General features: G+C 71.3%; 13 protein-coding genes. 10 read left to right on the forward strand and 3 right to left on the reverse strand.

From position 1 onward, the window contains the following. Positions 1-196 precede the first annotated feature (196 nt). A complete protein-coding gene (locus ACF09J_RS23355; protein WP_392307364.1) occupies positions 197-895 on the forward strand; it encodes a DUF4190 domain-containing protein in 699 nt (232 codons plus the stop codon). Between the two features lie 24 nt (positions 896-919). Here ACF09J_RS23355 and ACF09J_RS23360 read toward each other — a convergent pair whose 3' ends face one another. Continuing rightward, positions 920-1,486 (reverse strand): NADAR family protein, encoded by a 567-nt coding sequence (locus ACF09J_RS23360; protein WP_392307365.1) that lies wholly within the window; start codon positions 1,484-1,486, stop codon positions 920-922. A gap of 211 nt (positions 1,487-1,697) precedes the next feature. Between ACF09J_RS23360 and ACF09J_RS23365 the strand changes: the two genes are divergently transcribed. The 8 genes from ACF09J_RS23365 (at position 1,698) to ACF09J_RS23400 (ending at position 11,519) form a co-directional block, all read left to right on the forward strand. Continuing rightward, the gene (locus tag ACF09J_RS23365) at positions 1,698-3,233 is read left to right on the forward strand and encodes a gamma-aminobutyraldehyde dehydrogenase (RefSeq protein WP_392307366.1); all 1,536 of its coding nucleotides are present in this window, start codon (positions 1,698-1,700) and stop codon (positions 3,231-3,233) included. Between the two features lie 50 nt (positions 3,234-3,283). Continuing rightward, positions 3,284-4,531, forward strand: coding sequence for a spermidine/putrescine ABC transporter substrate-binding protein (locus tag ACF09J_RS23370; protein WP_392307367.1), 1,248 nt, complete (start codon positions 3,284-3,286; stop codon positions 4,529-4,531). A 5-nt stretch (positions 4,532-4,536) separates the two neighbouring features. Further along, positions 4,537-5,691: an ABC transporter ATP-binding protein gene (locus tag ACF09J_RS23375; protein ID WP_392307368.1), complete on the forward strand. Its 1,155-nt coding sequence runs from the start codon at positions 4,537-4,539 to the stop codon at positions 5,689-5,691. After that, positions 5,691-6,614 (forward strand): ABC transporter permease, encoded by a 924-nt coding sequence (locus ACF09J_RS23380; protein WP_392307369.1) that lies wholly within the window; start codon positions 5,691-5,693, stop codon positions 6,612-6,614. Before ACF09J_RS23375 ends, ACF09J_RS23380 begins: the two co-directional genes overlap by 1 nt. After that, entirely contained in the window at positions 6,615-7,415 is an 801-nt protein-coding gene (locus ACF09J_RS23385; protein WP_392307370.1) for an ABC transporter permease, read from the forward strand. 68 nt (positions 7,416-7,483) lie between these two features. Continuing rightward, positions 7,484-8,911 (forward strand): NAD(P)/FAD-dependent oxidoreductase, encoded by a 1,428-nt coding sequence (locus ACF09J_RS23390; protein ID WP_392307371.1) that lies wholly within the window; start codon positions 7,484-7,486, stop codon positions 8,909-8,911. A gap of 176 nt (positions 8,912-9,087) precedes the next feature. Further along, positions 9,088-10,947 (forward strand): chitinase, encoded by a 1,860-nt coding sequence (locus tag ACF09J_RS23395; RefSeq protein ID WP_392307372.1) that lies wholly within the window; start codon positions 9,088-9,090, stop codon positions 10,945-10,947. Between the two features lie 74 nt (positions 10,948-11,021). Then, positions 11,022-11,519: a hypothetical protein gene (locus ACF09J_RS23400; protein WP_392307373.1), complete on the forward strand. Its 498-nt coding sequence runs from the start codon at positions 11,022-11,024 to the stop codon at positions 11,517-11,519. Here ACF09J_RS23400 and ACF09J_RS23405 read toward each other — a convergent pair. Together ACF09J_RS23405 and gabT are read right to left on the reverse strand one after the other, a co-directional pair. Further along, positions 11,443-12,165: a phosphatase PAP2 family protein gene (locus tag ACF09J_RS23405; RefSeq protein ID WP_392307374.1), complete on the reverse strand. Its 723-nt coding sequence runs from the start codon at positions 12,163-12,165 to the stop codon at positions 11,443-11,445. The genes ACF09J_RS23400 and ACF09J_RS23405 overlap by 77 nt on opposite strands. 473 nt (positions 12,166-12,638) lie before the next feature. After that, on the reverse strand, positions 12,639-13,973 hold the full coding sequence (gene gabT, locus ACF09J_RS23410; RefSeq protein WP_392307375.1) for a 4-aminobutyrate--2-oxoglutarate transaminase: 1,335 nt from the start codon (positions 13,971-13,973) through the stop codon (positions 12,639-12,641). A gap of 429 nt (positions 13,974-14,402) precedes the next feature. Here gabT and ACF09J_RS23415 point away from each other — a divergent pair, with 429 nt between their 5' ends. After that, the gene (locus ACF09J_RS23415; RefSeq protein ID WP_392307376.1) at positions 14,403-16,823 is read left to right on the forward strand and encodes an ATP/GTP-binding protein; all 2,421 of its coding nucleotides are present in this window, start codon (positions 14,403-14,405) and stop codon (positions 16,821-16,823) included. Positions 16,824-16,851 lie beyond the last annotated feature (28 nt).

Raw genomic sequence — 16,851 nt, forward strand, 5'->3', positions numbered from 1 at the left:
GGGACGGGCGCCGCGGGCCCGGGGGCGCGGCGCGGGTGATCGGCTGATCGGTGAGCACGGTCATCGTAGGCGCATGCCCCGCCGCGGCCTCGGGCAGCGTCCCGGACCAGGGGCGGGGCCCCGGTGCCCGGCGGTTCGCCCGCACGGGTGAGGCCTTAGCATGGCGGGGCGATCCGATCGAGGGGGAGACGACGACATGACGGACGGAACGCAGGCCGGTGCGGGCGCTGGAGCCGAGGACCCGTGGGCGCCACCCGGCAGCAGACCTTCCCTGGAGAAGAACCCGTCCGCCCCGTCCGCCCCTGCGCAGCCCTCCGGGACGTACCAGCCGCCCGCCTTCCCTCCGCCCTCCGTGCACGACCAGGAGACGATGATCTCCATGCCGGGGGCCGGTTTCGCGCCGCCCGGCTACGGCGCCCCCACCGCGGACTCCGCCGTACCGCCGCCGCCCGTCGCTCCCACCGGTCCGGGCGTGCCCACCGCTCCTGTCCCCGGCGGATACGGCTACCCCGCCTATCCGGGACCGGGTCAGGGCTGGCCCGGCATGCCGATGCAGCCGCAGAACGGGATGGGCACCGCCGCGCTGGTGCTCGGCATCCTGTCCTGCGTGCTGTTCTGCTTCTACGGGATCTTCGGGGTGGTGCTCGGCATCCTCGCCGTGATCTTCGGCGTCAAGGGCCGCCGGAAGGCCGATCTCGGCGAGGCCAACAACCGCGGCCAGGCCCAGGCCGGCCTGGTCACGGGAATCATCGGTATCGTCCTCGGCCTCGCCACGATCGCCCTGGTGATCCTCGGCGTCTTCTACCTCACGAACGTGGAGCGGTCCTCGGACAGCTCCCGGGACGAAGGCGCCCGCACCCCCCTGCCGGCCGTGACCGTCCTGACCGACCGCTGACACCGGGGCCGGCCCCCACCCCGGTCAGCGTGCCTCCGCAACGGCCCGCAGCCGCTCGCGTGCCTCCATCAGCGCGAACCCCAGCAGGTTCGGCCCGCGCCAGCGCTCCGGGTCGGCCGCCGCCTCGTCACCGGCGGCCAGTCCGATGCCCCACACCCGGTCCACCGGGCTGGCCTCCACCAGCACACGTTCGCCCGTGGCCAGCAGGTACTCCCGCAGCGCGGGATGGGCGGCGAACTTGTGGACGCTGCCCTCCACCACGATCCGGAACCGGCGCTCCCATGCGCGCTCGTCGAAGCCGCGCACGAGCCGCCCCTCCTTCTTTGCCTCGGCCGGATGCCGCGCGGCCAGCACCCGCCGCTCCGCCTCCGCGTCCCCGAACAGGCGCGCCTTGCCGGCCATCATCCAGTGCTCCGCGGTCGCGTACGGCACCGCGTCCACGGTGAACGGCGACGGCCACCACTGACTCAGACAGCTCGGTCCGACGCTGCCGTCCCGGTGCGGCCGGTGTCCCCAGAAGTGCAGGTAGCGCACACGCTTTCCCGCGCGGACTTCCCTGGTCAGAGCCTGCCAGGAGTCGATGTTCCCCATGCACGCGAGTGTGGCACGCACCACTGGCACACCGTCCTGCCTTTTCCGTTCCGACTCGACACCTGGTCGACAGATTCCGTCGCGTAACCAAAAGGCAACAACGGAATCACTTGTTGCGGTCCCTGGCCTCTGTCAGGATCGGCACTCAAATCGAGCTGGAGCTACGCCACCCGCCCCCGGCGACCGAGGGGCGACGGCGGAGGAGAGCGACATGCACAACCCGGGCACCGCAACCCCGGAACGATTCCCGGCGCAGGACCGCTTCGCGGACGGCGCGCAGTACATCTCCGGCAGGCTGACCAAGGGCACCTCGGGCAGCAGCCACGCGGTCGTCGACCCTGCCACCGGCGACGAGGTCTTCACCTACGAACTGGCCGGCCCCGAGGACGTCGACGCCGCGGTGGCCGCCGCGCGCGAGGCGTTCCCGGGCTGGGCGGGCGCCACGCCCGGCGACCGCTCGGACGCGCTGCACCGCTTCGCGGCCGTGCTCGCCGACCGGGCGGAGGACTTCGCCCGCGCCGAGTCCCTCCAGTGCGGCAAGCCGCTGAAGCTGACGCGCGAGTTCGACGTGCCGGGCACGATTGACAACGCCGCCTTCTTCGCGGGCGCGGCCCGGCACCTTCAGGGCCAGTCGGCCGGCGAGTTCTCCGGCGACCACACGTCCTACGTGCGCCGCGAGCCCATCGGCGTCGTCGGCTCCATCGCGCCCTGGAACTACCCGCTCCAGATGGCCGCCTGGAAGATCCTCCCGGCCGTCGCCGCGGGCAACACCATCGTGCTCAAGCCTGCCGAGCTGACTCCGCTGACCTCGCTGATGTTCGCCCAGGCCGCCACCGACGCGGGCATCCCGGACGGCGTGATCAACATCGTCACCGGCACCGGCAGGGTGGCCGGCGAGCACCTGATCGGCCACCCGGACGTGGCCATGACGTCCTTCACCGGCTCCACCGCCGTCGGCAAGCGGGTCGCCGAGATCGCCACCGCGACCGTCAAGCGCCTGCACCTGGAGCTCGGCGGCAAGGCACCCTTCGTGGTCTTCGACGACGCCGACCTGGAGGCCGCCGTCAACGGCGCCGTCGCGGGCGCGCTCATCAACACCGGGCAGGACTGCACGGCCGCCACCCGCGCGTACGTGCAGCGTCCCCTGTACGAGGAGTTCGTCGCGCGGACGGCCGCCCTGATGGAGACCGTCCGGCTGGGCGACCCGTTCACCGCCGGCACCGACCTCGGCCCGCTGATCTCGCACGTCCAGCGCGACCGTGTCGCCGGTTTCGTCGACCGGGCGCGTGCCTACGCGCGCGTGGTCACCGGCGGCGAAGCACCCCAGGGCGCGCTGAAGGACGGGGCGTACTATCGCCCCACTCTCGTCGCGGACGCGGCACAGGACAGCGAGATCGTCCAGTCGGAGATCTTCGGTCCGGTACTGGTCGTACTGCCGTTCGACAGTGATGATGAGGGGATCCGGCTGGCCAACGACACTCCTTACGGCCTGGCGGCCTCGGCGTGGAGCCGGGACGTCTACCGGGCCAACCGCGCGACGCGGGAGATCAAGGCGGGGTGCGTATGGGTCAACGACCACATTCCGATCATCAGCGAGATGCCGCACGGCGGTTATAAGCAGTCCGGCTTCGGCAAGGACATGTCCTCGTACTCGTTCGAGGAATACACACAGATCAAGCACGTCATGTTCGATAACACGGCGGTAGCCCGCAAGGACTGGCACCGCACGATCTTCGGGGACCGATAGCAACGACCAGGCCTTGCATCAGGCCACCTTCCCGAAAGGGCACCACGCGCATGGAGCAGTACGAGCCCGACCGCCTCACCCCGGCCCAGCTGGCCGCCGTGCGGCGCAGCTTCCGCAACGGCAGGGCATCTTTCAGCCGCCGCTCGATGCTGCGCGCCTCGGCGGGCGGCGCGCTCGCGGTCGGGGGACTCGGGGCGCTGAGCGCCTGCGGGATCCCCCCGGCCGGCCAGGCCCAGGGCGGCACCTCCGCCGAGGACCACTCTGCCAAGGAGAAGGTCGTCAACTTCTCCAACTGGCCCGTGTACATCGACGTCGACGACAGCGGAAAGAAGCACCCGACGCTCGACGCGTTCACCCGGCAGACCGGCATCAAGGTCAAGTACAGCGAGGACATCAACGACAACAACGAGTTCTTCGGCAAGGTCAAGCCCGAGCTCGCCTCCGGCCAGGACACCGGCCGGGACGTGATCGTCCTCACCGACTGGCTCGCCGCGCGGATGATCCGGCTGGGCTGGGTGGAGAAGCTGGACCCGGCGAACCTGCCGCACGCCTTCGCCAACCTGTCCGGGCAGTTCCGCGGCCCGGACTGGGACCCGGGACGGGCCTACTCGTACCCGTGGCAGGGTGTCTCGAACGTCATCGCCTACAACAAGAAGGCGCTCGACGGCATCGAGGTGAAGTCGATCTCCGACATGCTGGACAACCCCAAGCTCAAGGGCCGGGTCGCCTTCCTGTCGGAGATGCGCGACACCATGGGCATGACGCTGATCGACATGGGCAGGGACCCGGAGAAGTTCACCGACGACGACTACGACGCGGCGATCGCGCGCCTGCAGAAGGCCGTCGACAAGGGGCAGATACGCCGCTTCACGGGCAACGACTACACGTCCGACCTGGCCAAGGGCGACGTCGCCGTGTGCCTCGCCTGGGGCGGTGACATCGTCCAGCTCCAGTCGGACAGCGCCGACGTCGACTACATCATGCCGGAAGCCGGATTCACGACGGCCACCGACAACCTGCTCATTCCCCGCGGGGCCCGGCACAAGGCGAACGCCGAGCGGCTGATCGACTTCTACTACCGGCCGGAGCAGGCCGCCCAGCTCGTCTCCTACACGGCCTTCATCAGTCCCGTCGACGGGGCGCGGGAGGAGCTGGCCAAGATCGACAAATCCTCGGCGGAGAACCCGCTGATCTTTCCCACCAAGGACATGGTGGCCAGGTCCCACTCCTTCCGCGCCCTGAGCGACAAGGAAGAGGCGGCCTACGAAGCGAAGTTCGCGAAGCTCACAGGGGCGTGACGAGAATGACGACGAAAGACAACAGCGGCGACGTCCGCCTCTCCGGGATCGGCAAGCGCTACGGCGCCTTCACCGCCGTGCACCCGCTGGACCTGACCGTGCCGCAGGGGTCCTTCTTCGCCCTGCTCGGTGCCTCCGGCTGCGGCAAGACCACCACCCTGCGCATGATCGCCGGCCTGGAGGAACCCTCCTCCGGCACCGTGCACCTCGGCGACCAGGACGTGACGCACCTGCCGCCGTACAAACGCCCGGTGAACACGGTCTTCCAGTCCTACGCCCTCTTCCCGCACCTCGACATCTTCGAGAACGTCGCCTTCGGTCTGCGCCGGCGCGGCATCAAGTCGGTGAAGAAGCAGGTCGAGGAGATGCTGGACCTGGTGCAGCTGGGCGAGCAGGCCCGCAAGAAGCCGCACCAGCTCTCCGGCGGCCAGCAGCAGCGCGTCGCGGTCGCCCGCGCGCTGATCAACCACCCCAAGGTGCTCCTGCTGGACGAGCCGCTCGGCGCCCTGGACCTGAAGCTGCGGCGCCAGATGCAGCTCGAACTCAAGCGCATCCAGACCGAGGTCGGCATCACCTTCATCCACGTCACGCACGACCAGGAGGAGGCCATGACCATGGCCGACACGGTCGCCGTGATGAACGGCGGCCGGGTGGAGCAGCTCGGCCCGCCCACCGACCTCTACGAGAACCCGCAGACCACCTTCGTCGCGAACTTCCTCGGCACCTCCAACCTGATAGAGGCCGAGGTCGACTCCCGCAGCGGCGAGGACGTCGTCCTGAAGGCGGGCGGCGGCAAGCTCTCCCTGCCCGAGGCCCGCTGTTCCGCCCCGGCGACGACCGGCGGCAAGGTGCTCGTGGGCGTCCGCCCGGAGAAGATCTCGCTCACCCACGCCGACGACGCGGGCGAGATCCCCGACGGCCGCAACCGCATCACCGGCCGGATCTCCGAGTCGAGCTTCATCGGCGTCTCCACGCAGTACGTGGTCGACAGCCCCGTCTGCCCCGGCTTCGAGGTCTACGCCCAGAACATCGACCGCGACGCCCGCCTGGTGCCCGGCGCCGAGGTGGTCCTGCACTGGAACCCGGCCCACACCTTCGGCCTGGACGCGGATCAGGACATCGACGCCGGTGTCGAGAGTGTCGAGGAGGACGCAGCCTGATGGCCGCCGTCACCGAGGCGCCCTCGCCGCCCGCCGCCCAGCCGACGAGACCGCCGCGCAGGCGGGGCCGCTTCACGCCGTACTGGCTGCTGCTGCCCGGCATCCTGTGGCTGGTCGTCTTCTTCGCGCTGCCGATGATCTACCAGGCGTCCACGTCCGTGCAGACCGGCTCCCTGGAGCACGGCTACGAGGTCACCTGGCACTTCGCGACCTACTGGGACGCGCTGTCCGAGTACTGGCCGCAGTTCGTCCGCTCGGTCCTGTACGCGGCCTCCGCGACGATCCTGTGCCTGCTGCTCGGCTACCCGCTGGCGTATCTCATCGCCTTCCGCGCGGGCCGCTGGCGCAACCTGATCATGATCCTGGTGATCGCGCCGTTCTTCACCAGCTTCCTGATCAGGACCCTGGCCTGGAAGACGATCCTCGCCGACGGCGGCCCGGTCGTGGGCGCCCTCAACACGCTGCACGTCCTGGACGTCACCAACTGGCTCGGCTGGACCGCCGGCGACCGCGTGCTCGCCACCCCGATGGCGGTGGTGTGCGGTCTGACGTACAACTTCCTGCCGTTCATGATCCTGCCGCTGTACACCTCGCTGGAGCGCATCGACCCGCGGCTGCACGAGGCGGCGGGCGACCTGTACGCCAAGCCGTTCACCACCTTCCGCCGGGTCACCTTCCCGCTGTCGATGCCGGGCGTGGTCTCCGGCACGCTGCTGACCTTCATCCCGGCGGCCGGCGACTACGTCAACGCGGACCTGCTCGGCTCCACCGACACCCGTATGGTCGGCAACGTCATCCAGACGCAGTTCCTGAGAATCCTGGACTATCCGACGGCCGCGGCCCTGTCCTTCATCCTCATGGCCGCGATCCTCGCCATGATCACCATCTACATCCGCAAGTCCGGCACGGAGGATCTGGTTTAAATGGCCTTCGTCAACTGGCTCAAGCGCCACCTCGTCGTCATCGCCGGACTGCTGACGCTCGGATACATGCTCCTGCCGAACGTCGTCGTCACGGTCTTCTCCTTCAACAAGCCGAAGGGCCGCTTCAACTACGCGTGGCAGACGTTCTCCCTGGACGCCTGGAAGGACCCGTGCGGTGTCGCCGACATGTGCGGATCGCTGTCGATCAGCCTCCAGATCGCCGTCTGGGCCACGATCGGCGCCACCGCCCTCGGCACGATGATCGCCTTCGCGCTGGTCCGCTACCGCTTCCGCGCGCGGGGCACCGTCAGCTCGCTGATCTTCCTGCCGATGGCGATGCCCGAGGTGGTCATGGCGGCCTCGCTGCTCACCCTGTTCCTCAACATGGGCGCGCAGCTCGGCTTCTGGACCATCCTGATCGCGCACATCATGTTCTGCCTCAGCTTCGTCGTCGTCGCCGTCAAGGCGCGCGTGATGTCGATGGACCCGAGGCTCGAGCAGGCCGCGCAGGACCTGTACGCCGGACCGGTGCAGACGTTCCTCCGGGTCACCCTGCCGATCGCGGCCCCCGGCATCGCCGCGGGCGCGATGCTCGCCTTCGCGCTGTCGTTCGACGACTTCATCATCACGAACTTCAACGCGGGCTCGACCGTGACGTTCCCGATGTTCGTCTGGGGCTCGGCGCAGCGCGGCACCCCCGTCCAGATCAACGTCATCGGTACGGCCATGTTCATCATCGCCGTCCTGTTCGTCCTGGTCTCCATCGCCATCGGCAACCGCCGGTCCAGGCAGAAGGCATGACGCCGCTCAGCCTCGCCGGCGCCCGCTCCACCGCACCAACGAAATTGACTCTGTAGGGAGTTGAAATCATGGCCCGTAGCGCCATGAGCCGTGAGCACGACTGGACCACATCCCTCTCCGAGGCCCAGCCGGTCCCGTACTGGCTGGACGACCCCGGCAGGCCCCGCCCGGAGCCGGCGCTGACCGGCGCCGAGACCTGCGACCTGCTGGTGGTCGGGGGTGGTTACAGCGGACTGTGGACCGCGCTGATCGCCAAGGAGCGCGACCCCGCCACGGACGTGGTGCTGGTGGAGGGCCGCGAGGTGGGCTGGGCCGCCTCCGGCCGCAACGGCGGCTTCTGCGCGGCCTCCCTCACCCACGGACTGGCCAACGGCCTCGCCCGCTGGCCGGAGGAGATCCACAAGCTGGAGGAGCTGGGTGCCCGCAACCTCGACGCCATCGAGGAGACGGTCGCCCGCCACTCCATCGACTGCGAGTTCGAGCGCACCGGCGAACTCGACGTCGCCACCGAGCCGTACCAGGCCCGGGAACTGAAGGACTGGTACGCGGAAATGCAGGAGCACGGCCTTGCCGAGGGCCACGAGTTCCTCGACCGGGACGCGGTGCGCGAGCAGGTCGCCTCACCGGCCTTCGAGGCCGGCCTGTGGGACCGCCGGGGCGTCGCCATGGTCCACCCGGCCAAGCTCGCCTGGGGCCTGAAGGAGGCGTGCGTGCGCCTCGGCGTGCGCGTCTACGAGCGCACCCCGGCCCTGACCCTGAGGCCGTACGACGCCGGCATGTCCGTCCGCACGCCCTACGGCCGGATCCGGGCCCGCCGGGTCGCGCTCGGCACCAACGTCTTCCCCAGCCTGGTCAAGCGGGTGCGCTCGTACACCGTCCCGGTCTACGACTACGCCCTGATGACCGAGCCGCTCAGCGCCGCGCAGATGGCGTCGATCGGCTGGAAGAACCGGCAGGGCCTCGGGGACTCGGCGAACCAGTTCCACTACTTCCGGCTGTCGGCCGACAACCGCGTCCTGTGGGGCGGCTACGACGCGATCTATCCGTACGGCGGCCGGGTGCGCGCGGAGTACGACGACCGTCCCGAGACCTACGCCAAGCTGGCCGGGCACTTCTTCACCTGCTTCCCGCAGTTGGAGGGCGTCCGCTTCACCCACGCCTGGGGCGGGGCGATCGACACCTGCTCGCGCTTCTCGGCGTTCTTCGGCACCGCGCACCAGGGGAAGGTGGCCTACGCGGCCGGCTACACGGGCCTCGGCGTGGGCGCGACCCGCTTCGGCGCCGAGGTGATGCTCGACCTGCTGGCCGGTGAGCGCACGGAGCGCACCGAGCTGGAGATGGTCCGCAAGAAGCCGCTGCCGTTCCCGCCCGAGCCGTTCGCCTGGACCGGCATCGCGCTCACCAAGTGGTCCCTGGCCCGCGCCGACGAGCACGGCGGCCGGCGCAACCTGTGGCTGCGGACGATGGACCGCCTGGGCCTGGGCTTCGACAGCTGAGACCCGAGACCTGAGACGGGAAAGGAGACCTCCCTTCCCCTCGTGACGCGCCACGCGTCCGAGGGGGAGGGAGGTCTTCTCGTGCCGGCCGGTGCCACAGGTCTTGACAACCGGATTGGTCTGGACCAAATTGGGCGCGCTCCACCTCCCCAATCCCCCCATGTCCGGAGGCAGTTGTGGATCGCGACATACTGAGACCGGCCGGTCCGGCCGGACCGGCCAGGCGCCGACTGCTCGCCGCGCTGACGGCCACCCTCCTCGCCCTGCCCGGCGTCACCGCGCTCACGACGACCGCGCGAGCGGCCGACGCGGACGTCCTGCGCAACGGCGGCTTCGAGGCCGGCCTCGACGGCTGGACCTGCTCGGCATCCTCCGGTACGACGGTGAAGTCCCCGGTCCGCAGCGGCGGTTCGGCGCTCCAGGCGACCCCGGCCGGCAGCGACAACGCCCAGTGCGCGCAGACGGTGTCGGTCCAGCCCAACTCCCAGTACACGCTGACCGGTTACGTCCGCGGCTCCTACGTCTACCTGGGCGCGAGCGGCACCGGCACCACCGACGTCTCCACCTGGACCCAGTCCGCCCCCGACTGGCAGCGGCTCACCACCGCCTTCCGCACCGGCGCGCAGACCACCAAGGTCACGGTCTACACCCACGGCTGGTACGGCACGGGCGCCTACTACGCCGACGACATCTCGCTCGTCGGACCGGGCGGGAACACCGGCCAGCAGCCGCCCGCCGCGCCGACCGGCCTGAAGACCGGCACCGTCACCTCGACCAGCGTGGCCCTGTCCTGGTCCCCGGTCGCCGACGCCACCGGCTACACGGTCTACCGCGACGGCACGAAGGCCCAGACGGTCACCGGCACGTCCGCCACGATCACCGGCCTGACGCCCTCGACCTCCTACGGCTTCCAGGTCGCGGCGGTGAACGCCGCAGGCGAGTCCGCGAAGTCGGCGACGGCGACGGCCAAGACGGCCGCCGACTCGGGCGGCCCGGGCGGCGGCACCGCGGACCTCCCGGCGCACGCCCTGGTCGGTTATCTGCACGCCGGCTTCGCCAACGGCTCCGGCTACACCCGCATGGCCGACGTCCCCGACGGCTGGGACGTCATCGACCTGGCCTTCGGCGAGCCGACGTCGGTCACCTCGGGCGACATCCGCTTCAACCGCTGCCCGGTCACCGAGTGCCCGAACGTCGAGAGCGACGCCGAGTTCAAGGCGGCCATCAAGGCCAAGCAGGCGGCCGGCAAGAAGGTCCTGATCTCCATCGGCGGCCAGAACGGCCAGGTCCGGCTCACCACGACGGCGGTCAGGGACACGTTCGTCTCGTCCGTCTCGAAGATCATCGACACATACGGCCTCGACGGCCTCGACATCGACTTCGAAGGCCACTCCCTGTCCCTCGACGCGAACGACACGGACTTCAGGAACCCGACCACCCCCGTGGTCGTCAACCTGATCTCGGCCCTGAAGACCCTGAAGGCGAAGTACGGCGCCAGGTTCGTCCTGACCATGGCACCGGAGACCTTCTTCGTGCAGATGGGCCACCAGTACTACGGCACGGGCAAGTGGGGCGGTCAGGACCCGAGGTGCGGTGCCTACCTCCCGGTGATCCACGCCCTGCGCAACGATCTGACCCTGCTCCACGTCCAGGACTACAACTCGGGTCCGATCATGGGCCTGGACGGCCAGTACCACTCCATGGGCGGCGCGGACTTCCACATCGCCATGACCGACATGCTCCTGACCGGCTTCCCGGTGGCCGGTGACGCGTCGAACGTCTTCCCGCCGCTGCGCCCCGACCAGGTCGCCATCGGCATGCCGGCGTCCGTGAACGCGGGCAACGGCTACGTCGCCCCGTCCGAGGTCACCAAGGCCCTGGACTGCCTGACCAGGAAGACGAACTGCGGCTCGTACAGCACCCATGGCACCTGGTCGGCCCTGCGCGGCCTGATGACGTGGTCGGTCAACTGGGACCGGTTCGGGAACTGGCAGTTCCAGAACACCTTCGACGCCTACTTCGGCCGCGGCCGCTGACCTGCGAGCCGCTTCACTCCAACGAGGGACGGTAAGCCGCGTAATGCCTGATGGGCGACCTCCCTCTCTCCCTCGTGACGCGGTCCGCGTCCACGAGGAAGAGAGGGAGGTCTTCTCATGCCTGGGGGAAAACGGAGGTCGCCTGGCTGGCATCGGTCGCGCCGGACCCGGAGGCCTGCCGCCGGGAGTGGGAACGCGACCCCCGTGGGGTCGCCCTGCTGCCCGCGGGCAAGGCCTGGGACGTCCTGATCCTGCCCGGCGCGCTCGGCCACCCGACGCTGGACGTCCTGACCCGCGTCCTCGACCGGCCGGGACCGGTGCCGGCCGACTTCGGGGACGAGCGCACAGGCTTCTTCGTGCCGCCCGGCACGGCTGCCCGCTGGCTCGGCACCGGAATCCGCGGCGCCGGGCTCGGCACCTGGATCGTCGTGCCGTACCCGGGACGGATCACCGGCCGGTTGCGCTGGCTGGTCACACCGGACGGCTCGGGCACGCTCACCGATCCGGCGCTGCTGGAACTGGCGATGCACGAGGCGGCCGCGGCCGTGGCCCTCGACGAGGAAGGCCGCTGATCAGCAGCCACAGCGCGGAGAGCAGCACGGCCGCCAGGCACCAACTGGCCACGACGTCCAGTGGCCAGTGGTAGCCCCGCCGCACAAGCCCGTACGACGTACCGAGCACAAGGGCGGCGCACACGCCGACGAGCACGCCACGGGCGAGCGCCGTACGCAACCAGGGGAGAAGGACCAGGGCCGCCGCTCCGTAGCCGACGGCCGCGGTGGCCGTGTGCCCAGAGGGGTAGTACCCGGAGCCGGGCGGCATGACGGCGGTCCCGTGCCGCGCGGTCCACGTCTTGAACGGGACGATCAGCGCGGGCAGCAGAGCCATCGGCAGAACAGCGGCACAGGGCGCCGCCCACCAGCGCCCACCGCCCGCGCTCCGTGCCCGCCACGCGGCGTACGCACCCCCGGCCAGCAGAACCGGCACGGCGACCCGCACGTCGCCGAGATCGGCGAGCAGCGCGGAACCACGGTCCGGATGGAGCAGGGCCCGGCTGACCGCCCGGTCCGCGCCCAGCAGCGGGCCGTTGACGACGACCTGCCAGGTGATCAGCGCGAACAGCACGGCCGAGAACCCGGCGACGCCGGTGAGCGCGAAGCAGACGCGACGCCTTCCGTCCCGCGCGCGCTCAGGGCCCTGGCTCCGCGAAGTCGACACGCCGCACAGGATCGCAGACCCGGCCGACCTGTCCCGAACCCGGCGTCGCCCGACGGCTCACCCCCGTGGTACTCCGCACGTCGGTGCGGCGGCGGGTCGGCGTACGCCGAAGGGCCGGCGCAAGGGGGGGATGTGCGCCGGCCCTTCGAGGACGGTCGTCCCGTCTTTCTGCGACCGTCCGGACCGGGAGGCCGCGCGCCCCGGGGGGTCTGGGGCGGGCGACTGTCCGATCATTGAGGAGAACCGGAACCCGAGGGTTCCGGGTGTGTGCGCGAGGCACGACCAGGTCGAAGCTGGGGAGGCCACGGCCTGGAGCCGCCCACAGTCCCCTGTGAGCGGGTGTATCTCTCATCCGGGAAGAACTTACGGCAGCCGATGGGCGGGGGACAGCCGGAACGGGGTCCTGCCATCCACCTCGCACACCTTCTTCACACGCTCTGCCGCCGGCTGCGCCAGGCGTGCGTATCCGCCGCTCAGATGCGCGCGAACGCCTGCTCGATGATGTCGAGGCCCTCGTTCAGCAGGTCCTCGCCGATGACGAGCGGGGGCAGGAAACGCAGCACGTTGCCGTAGGTGCCGCAGCTCAGCACCACCAGGCCCTCGGCGTGGCAGGCCTTGACGAGCGCGGCCGTCGCCTCCGGGTTCGGCTCCTTGGTGTCGCGGTCCTTGACCAGCTCGATGGCGATCATCGCGCCGCGGCCGCGGACGTCGCCGATGATGTCGAACTTGTCCTGCATCGCGGTGAGGCGGGCCTTCATGACCTGCTCGATCCGCTTCGCCCTGGCGTTGAGGTCGAGCTCCTTCATGGTCTCGATCGCGCCGAGCGCGCCCGCGCAGGCCACCGGGTTGCCGCCGTAGGTGCCGCCGAGGCCGCCCGCGTGCGCGGCGTCCATGATCTCGGCGCGACCGGTGACGGCGGCCAGCGGCAGACCGCCGGCGATGCCCTTGGCGGTGGTGATCAGGTCCGGGACGATGCCCTCGTCCTCGCAGGCGAACCACTGGCCGGTACGGCAGAAGCCGGCCTGGATCTCGTCGGCGACGAAGACGATGCCGTTGTCGGCGGCGAACTGGCGGATCGCGGGCAGGAAGCCCTTGGCCGGCTCGATGAAGCCGCCTTCGCCGAGCACCGGCTCGATGATGATCGCGGCCACGTTGTCCGCGCCGACCTGCTTGCTGATCTGGTCGATGGCCTGCTTGGCGGCCTCGGGGCCGGCGTTCTCCGGGCCGGTCGGCCAGCGGTAGCCGTAGGCCACCGGCACCCGGTAGACCTCGGGCGCGAAGGGGCCGAAGCCGTGCTTGTACGGCATGTTCTTCGCCGTCAGCGCCATGGTGAGGTTCGTGCGGCCGTGGTAGCCGTGGTCGAAGACGACGACGGCCTGGCGCTTGGTGTACGCGCGGGCGATCTTGACGGCGTTCTCGACGGCCTCGGCGCCCGAGTTGAACAGCGCGGACTTCTTGGCGTGGTCACCCGGCGTGAGCTCGGCCAGCGCCTCGGCGACGGCCACGTAGCCCTCGTACGGCGTGACCATGAAACACGTGTGGGTGAAGTCGGCGAGCTGCGCGGAGGCACGGCGTACGACGGCCTCGGCGGAGGCGCCGACCGAGGTCACCGCGATGCCGGAGCCGAAGTCGATGAGGCGGTTGCCGTCGACGTCCTCGATGATGCCGCCGCCGGCACGCGTGACGAAGACCGGCAGCGTGGAGCCCACGCCCTGCGCGACCACTGCGGTCCGGCGGGCCTGCAGCTCCTGCGACTTCGGGCCGGGGATGGCGGTGACGACGCGGCGCTCCTGCTCAAGTGCGGTCATGGGGGCTCCCTGATGAGATCTTGCGTACGGCGGCGTTTTTCGGACGCTTTTCCTTCTTTTCTCGCAGGTTAGGACGGCGGACACAGGCTGGGCATGCTCCATGTGGGCGTTGTCGCCGCCCGCGGTTGTCCGCGGTGGACATAGGCGCTGGGGACGCGGTGGACACGGGGACACGGGCCGGAAAACGCGAACCGTCGACGCCGTGACCCGCGGCGTGCCGCGCAATCGGTGAACTCCCCTTGCGCGGGCGTTAGATTGACTAGTGCCGCGACAGGCAACGTTTGCCCCGTCGCGACGCCCGGCACAGTACGAGGGCTTCCGGCCGGCACGCCGAGAGCACGCACCGGACGCCGCTCCTTGACGGGCGAACGTCACCTGCCGCGGCACTAGCTGATGGTGGACGGGACTGCTGGCCAGGGGGCAAGTGCGATGGACGACGGGACGCAGGACGCCCGGGGTACGCAGCCGAAGCACGCGAACCCGGTGCCGCGCCCGGCGGCGCCACGGGACGCGCCCGCGACGCCACCACGGCCGAGCATGCCCCCGGCCGCGCCCGGCGCCCACGAGCAGCGTCCCCTGGCGGGACTCACGCACGGGCAGCGGTCCGCCGTCGCCGAGTGGCTCGACACCCCCCGGCCGGCCGCCGCGCCCGGCGTGTGGCGCTTCGGCCACCGCCCGCCCAAGCCCGCCGGGACACCGGACCGGCTGCCGCCGATCACGATCGTCGGGCTGCTGATCCCGCTGGTCTTTGCCCTGCTGATCTGGTCGCTGTGGCGGCAGGGCGCGCTGCCGTACCAGTGGGCGCCGCTGAAGCTGTTCACCCCGGGCGACTGGTGGTGGGGCGGCACCGTGTCCCCCAAGGGCACGCAGGGCCGTGAAGCCATGGTGGTCTACGACGGCGTGTTCTTCGCCGTGCTCGTCTACGCCGCCGGACGGCTGGGCGGCTGGCCCGACGTCGTACGGCACTTCGTGGGCCGCCGTCCCCAGCCCGCGCGGGCCCTGTTCGCCGCCGCCGGCGCCCTGATCGCGCTCAGCCTGGTCTTCCCCGGTGCCTTCCCGGTCGTCGGCTGGGACCCTGTGCCCGTCGTCGACCCCGTGTTCTCCCTGGTCGTCCTCGTCTCGGGCGGCTACGGCCTGTTCGCCTCCCAGCTCTTCACCGACGCGCTGTACGCGCTCATCACCCTGCTGGTCGTCTGGCCGTTCGCCCGGGTCGGCGACTGGTGGACGTACGCCGGGGAGCTCGCCGCGCGCCGCCGGGCCGCCGCGGACCCCGTCGCACCGCCCGCGGAGCCGCGCTCGCAGTGGCCGGGGCCGCGCCGGGCCGGCCAGTACCGGGCCGCCGACCTACTGGCCGGCGAAGTGGCCGCCGGCCGGATGAACGACGTGGACTGCGCCCGGATCGAGCGGGCGTGGGAGGCGGCCCGGCGGGAGGCGCGCCCGGCCGCCTTCGCCGACGCCGTGCTCCAGCAGGGCGCCGCCGCCTGGACCCATCCCTCCGGGGAGCGCGACCTGCCGGGCCGCACCGCGCACCACGACCTGCTGGACGGACAGGTGCGCATCGGACGGTGGGCGGGGGAGCGGACCCCGCGCGACTACGAGGGGGCCGGGGCCGCCCTCGGCCCCGAGACGCTCGGCACCTCGCTGCTGCTGGTGGGACCCCCCGGCTCCGGGAAGACCCGGCACGTCACCGCACCGGTCACCGAGGCGCTCACCCTCCAGGCGCTGACCGGAGGGTGCGCGGTCGTCGCCGTCGGCGCCGCCGGGACGCCGCTCGGCCCGGACTCCGCGTACGACGTGGTGGTCAGGATCGGCGACCCCGCCTCCGTCCACGACCTCGACCCCTACGCCGGGTCCGACGACCCCGACGAGGCCGCCGCCCTCCTCGCCGAGGCCCTGGCCGGCGACCTCGACACCGTCGGCGGGCAGAGCGCCGCCACCGCGCTCGCCCAGCTGCTCGGCCCCTACCGGGCGGTGCACGGGCACTTCCCGCCGCTGCCGGCGCTGCGTGAACTGCTGGAGGGCGATCCGGGCGCGGTGGCGTCCCTGCGGGCGGCCCTGTCGGCGGACGAGCACGCCGTGCTGCGCCGCGAACTCGACGCCCGGATGCGGCAGGCGGGCTCCGCGGCCGACGCCGGACGGGCCCTCGCGGACCGGCTCGCGCTCCTGGACCGGCCGGTCTTCGCCGAGTTCTTCGGCGGGGCGGGCGCCGGCAGCCGGCCCTTCTCGCTGCGCGCGGTGGCCCACCATCCGCTGCGGGTCCGCGTCGACCTGCCCGAACACGGGCACGAGGAGGCGTCCCGGCTGATCACCCGGCTGGTCCTGGCCCAGTTCCACACGGTCGTACGGGACACCCGGCGCCCCCACTTCGCCTGTCTGGTCCTCGACGACGCGACCGGGGCCGTCACCGCCGAGTCGGTGCGCCGCGTCCAGGGGCTGCGCTCCCAGAACGCCGGTGTCGTGCTCGCGCTCCGCTCGGTCGCCGACGTGCCCGAGGCGCTGCACGGCCCGCTGCTGGCGGCCGTCGGCTGCCGTATGGCGCTGGCCGGCGTCACCACCTGGGACGGCAGCCGGTTCGCGCAGGCCTGGGGGACCGAGTGGGTGGAGACCAAGGAGGTGGCCAAGCACACCGTCTTCGCCCACCAGCCGATGACCCGTGCCCTCCACGCCCTGCGCAAGCTGGTGACCGGGCGGGCCGTGACCACGGACGCCGTGACGACCCGGCAGGTGGAGCGGGAGCGCTGGTCCGCCTCCCAGCTGGCCCACGAGGTGCCGCCCGGACACGCGGTGCTGTCGCTGACCGACGTCCGGGGCGAGCACACGCCGCCGCTGCTGGTGGACCTGCGGGGCTGACCGGATCGGGTGGAGCGGGGCGACGGGT

Origin of the sequence: Streptomyces sp. NPDC014889 (genome assembly GCF_043081205.1) — a bacterium.
Classification (GTDB): Bacteria; Actinomycetota; Actinomycetes; order Streptomycetales; family Streptomycetaceae; genus Streptomyces.

Excerpts from the sequence above, each read along its gene's own strand:
- ACF09J_RS23370 (WP_392307367.1), top strand. The coding sequence starts at position 3,284 with ATGGAGCAGTACGAGCCCGACCGCCTCACCCCGGCCCAGCTGGCCGCC.
- ACF09J_RS23355 (WP_392307364.1), top strand. The coding sequence starts at position 197 with ATGACGGACGGAACGCAGGCCGGTGCGGGCGCTGGAGCCGAGGACCCG.
- ACF09J_RS23360 (WP_392307365.1), bottom strand. The coding sequence starts at position 1,486 with ATGGGGAACATCGACTCCTGGCAGGCTCTGACCAGGGAAGTCCGCGCG.
- ACF09J_RS23375 (WP_392307368.1), top strand. The coding sequence starts at position 4,537 with ATGACGACGAAAGACAACAGCGGCGACGTCCGCCTCTCCGGGATCGGC.
- ACF09J_RS23365 (WP_392307366.1), top strand. The coding sequence starts at position 1,698 with ATGCACAACCCGGGCACCGCAACCCCGGAACGATTCCCGGCGCAGGAC.
- ACF09J_RS23415 (WP_392307376.1), top strand. The coding sequence starts at position 14,403 with ATGGACGACGGGACGCAGGACGCCCGGGGTACGCAGCCGAAGCACGCG.
- ACF09J_RS23380 (WP_392307369.1), top strand. The coding sequence starts at position 5,691 with ATGGCCGCCGTCACCGAGGCGCCCTCGCCGCCCGCCGCCCAGCCGACG.
- ACF09J_RS23390 (WP_392307371.1), top strand. The coding sequence starts at position 7,484 with ATGGCCCGTAGCGCCATGAGCCGTGAGCACGACTGGACCACATCCCTC.
- gabT (WP_392307375.1), bottom strand. The coding sequence starts at position 13,973 with ATGACCGCACTTGAGCAGGAGCGCCGCGTCGTCACCGCCATCCCCGGC.
- ACF09J_RS23385 (WP_392307370.1), top strand. The coding sequence starts at position 6,615 with ATGGCCTTCGTCAACTGGCTCAAGCGCCACCTCGTCGTCATCGCCGGA.